The sequence below is a fragment of the Xanthomonas sp. SHU 166 genome, from assembly GCF_000364685.1.
Taxonomy (GTDB): domain Bacteria; phylum Pseudomonadota; class Gammaproteobacteria; order Xanthomonadales; family Xanthomonadaceae; genus Xanthomonas_A; species Xanthomonas_A sontii.
Map to the genome: position 1 here is coordinate 1 of NZ_AQOJ01000953.1, position 2,965 is coordinate 2,965.

The following is a 2,965-nucleotide window of genomic DNA, read 5'->3' on the forward strand; positions in this document are numbered from 1 at the left end:
TCGCTGGCGGTATCCGTTTCGTGCGTTGCAGCGTCGTCGTCGGCGGCGGGCTTGGCCGCTGCGGCACGCGCTTCGCGCTTGCGCGCTTCTTTTTCTTCCTGCTGTTTCTTCTTGGCCAGCTCGCGCTGCCGCTTTTCGAAGGAGTAGTTGGGCTTGGCCAATGCATGTCTGCCGTCAGGGGAATGCCCTGAGTGTAGCCGCTGCGCGGCTTCGGCGTGCGAAACGGACAGGCCGTCATCGGGACGGCCTGTCCTAGGCGCAGGTGCGGGAGTACGGCCCTCCCGGACCTTGGCTTACGGGCTCAGATACTGCTGGATCGACGAATACACGTCGGCGAAGCGCGAGTAGTAGTCGGGATCGCTCGGTGCGCTGCAGTACGAGGTGCCGCCATACAGGCCGCCGCGCAATTGATAGGCGCCGCTGCTGTTGACGGTGAACAGGCCGGAGCCGGACGAGCCGCCTTCGGTGACGCCGGTGCTCCACTGCACGCGATACAGCGGCGACTTGCCGTCGATGGAGCTGGACAGCGCGGTGACCTTGCCCAGCGAGTACTTCTTGACGTCGCCGGCCGGGTGGTGGATGCCCTCGATCGCGGTGCCGGTCGAGCCGATCGCCGAACTGCTCCAGCCCGCGTAGAACGCGCCGCTCGGCGGAGCGCTCTTGAGCTCGAGCAGCGTGGTGTCGCGCGTGGTGTTGGTATAGCGCAGGTAGGCGCCGCCGCCGAGGGTGGTGTAGTTGGAATTGACCGTGGAGCCGCCGCAGGTGGTGGCGTCGTAGAACCAGTAGGTCTGCAGCGTGTTGGCCACGGTCTGGGTGCTGATGCAGTGCGCCGCGCTCCAGAACATCGCTTTCTTCGGCGAATTGCTGTTGTTGAGCAGGGTGCCGGTGCACAGGTAGGTGCTGCCGCCGCTGGTGAAGGTCATGCGCGCCACCGACTTGGCCGCCGAGGTGAAGCCGGAGGTCGGGTTGGCGCGGCACACGATGTCGCGCTCGCACGAATCGCTCTCGCCGATCATCGGCCGCATCATCGTCTCGCTGGCGACCGGGCTGATGTCCAGGTGCGAGAGCTGCGGGATCCTCAACGCGAAGCCTTGCGGATACTGGCCCGCCGGCAACTCGATCTCCACCACCATACGCGCGCCGGCGATCACCGCCGACCAGCCGGGCTGGCTACCGGCGAACTCGGCGCCGCTCTGCTGGAACACGCGGCCGTCGTCGCCGGCGAAGCGCAGCGTCGCCTTGCGCGGATCGCCGGGCTGGGCGCCGCTGCCGCTGAGCTGCAGCGCTGCGCGCAGCGCCTGCGCGTTGGTCGAGGCGATTTCGAAACTGGTGACCTGGGCGCCGTTGGGCAGAGTCTGCCAGCGCAGGCGACGCAGGTTGATGTCGGGCTTGGCGACGTCGCGGGAAAAGCCGATCTGCAGCGGCTGGCCGTGCTTGACCTGTTGCCCGCGTGCCTGCTTCATCGCCGCGGCCTTGCTGCTGTCGGGCGCGGCCAGTTCGATCAGGCGCGGGGCGTGCGCGCTGCCCGGGGGAAGGCTGCGCAGTTCCGCGCCACCGAGCGCGGCGGCATCCGGGCGGGCTTCGACCGGGGCGGAATCCATTTCGGCTGCTGGGGGAGTGGCAGCCATGGCGGCGGGGGACATGCCGGCAATGCCGGCGAGCAACGCCAGGTACAACGCATGCTTGCGATTCATCGATCTTCCTTCTGCGAAGAGGGACGAGACCATCCGGCAGGGGACCGGATGCCATTGCACCCGAGTTCAGGGTGCCTGCCGAGGCTACGGACGACGCCAGAGCGATTGCGTGTCAGGCGTCACGCTCGGAGGGCCGGTTTCGTAGACAGCTGCTCACATTGCGTGTGATGGCGCGAAAGAAGCGCACGGCGCTGCCATGCCGCAGCGGCACCGTTGCATGCGCGCTGCAATGCGGATCCTTGCCCGATCGAGTGGGAAGGGCAAGATGGGTAGCGCTATCTGGAGCGGCCTGATCGACACGCCGACACGGACGTCGGCCAGTCCCCCCGCACACGCGCACCAGCGGCTCAGGCCGCCCCGCCGAACCGCATGAAGCGAGGCGCGGACGCTCCCGCCGAGCACGGTCCTGACCGGTTGCCACCTTTCTGCAATCTTTCCGACAAATTTCAGTAGATTCAATCACTTGAATCGGCATCTGGCGTGCTGCGACGCAGCTTGCATCGATTCAAATTCGGCCTATAACGCTGGCGTCGCATATATGAACTTTTCGTTCTTGTATGCACCGCCTTGCGGATGGCCCGCGCGAGGCCAGGGGGCTAGGGCGGGCTCGGTACATCTCGAACATCGATCGCTCCTGTGGGGGGAGACCAGTGAACAGAACCGCTTTCCGGCGTGGACTCATCGCCAGTTCCGTTGCGCTCGCCCTGTGGGCGCCTTCTGTCATGGCGCAATCCGCGCCCGATGACGCGTCCCCGCCCAATGGCGCCGGCAAGGCCGACAAGCCGGTCGAACTCAAGGCGGTGACGGTCACCGGATCGCTGATCCCGCGGGTGGAGGTCGAAGGCCCTGCGCCGGTGGTCACCATCACCGGCGAAGAGATCAAGAAGCAGGGCTACACCACGCTGTGGGAATTCCTCGACTCGCTGCCGCAGGTGGGCCAGCAGGTGTCCGACCCGGCCTCGTGGGGCTCCAGTTCGGTCAACGCGCGCTCGGTGAACCTGCGCGGGCTCGGCCCCGGGTTCAGCCTGCTGATGATCGACGGCCATCGGGTGGTCGACTACCCGCAGCCGCTCAACAAGCAGAGCAACTTCCAGAACTTCAACAACCTCCCCACCGGGATGATCGATCACATCGAAGTGCTGGCCTCCGGCGCGTCGTCGATCTACGGCTCGGACGCGGTCGCCGGCGTGGTGAACGTGATCCTGAAGAAGAACTACCAGGGCAACCAGTTGCAGGTCACTGCGGGCGGCGCGACGCGTGGCGGCCGCCGA

Annotated in this window: 2 protein-coding genes; one reads left to right on the forward strand and one right to left on the reverse strand. The window is 66.6% G+C overall.

Annotated elements, in window-relative coordinates; all coding sequences use genetic code 11:
* Positions 1-293: 293 nt before the first annotated feature.
* On the reverse strand, positions 294-1,694 hold the full coding sequence (locus D180_RS21360) for an endoproteinase ArgC (protein ID WP_043091512.1): 1,401 nt from the start codon (positions 1,692-1,694) through the stop codon (positions 294-296).
* Positions 1,695-2,416: 722 nt separating this feature from the next.
* Between D180_RS21360 and D180_RS21365 the strand changes: the two genes are divergently transcribed.
* Positions 2,417-2,965, forward strand: a 549-nt coding sequence (locus D180_RS21365; protein WP_043091513.1) for a TonB-dependent receptor plug domain-containing protein, incomplete at its 3' end; no start/stop codon positions are given.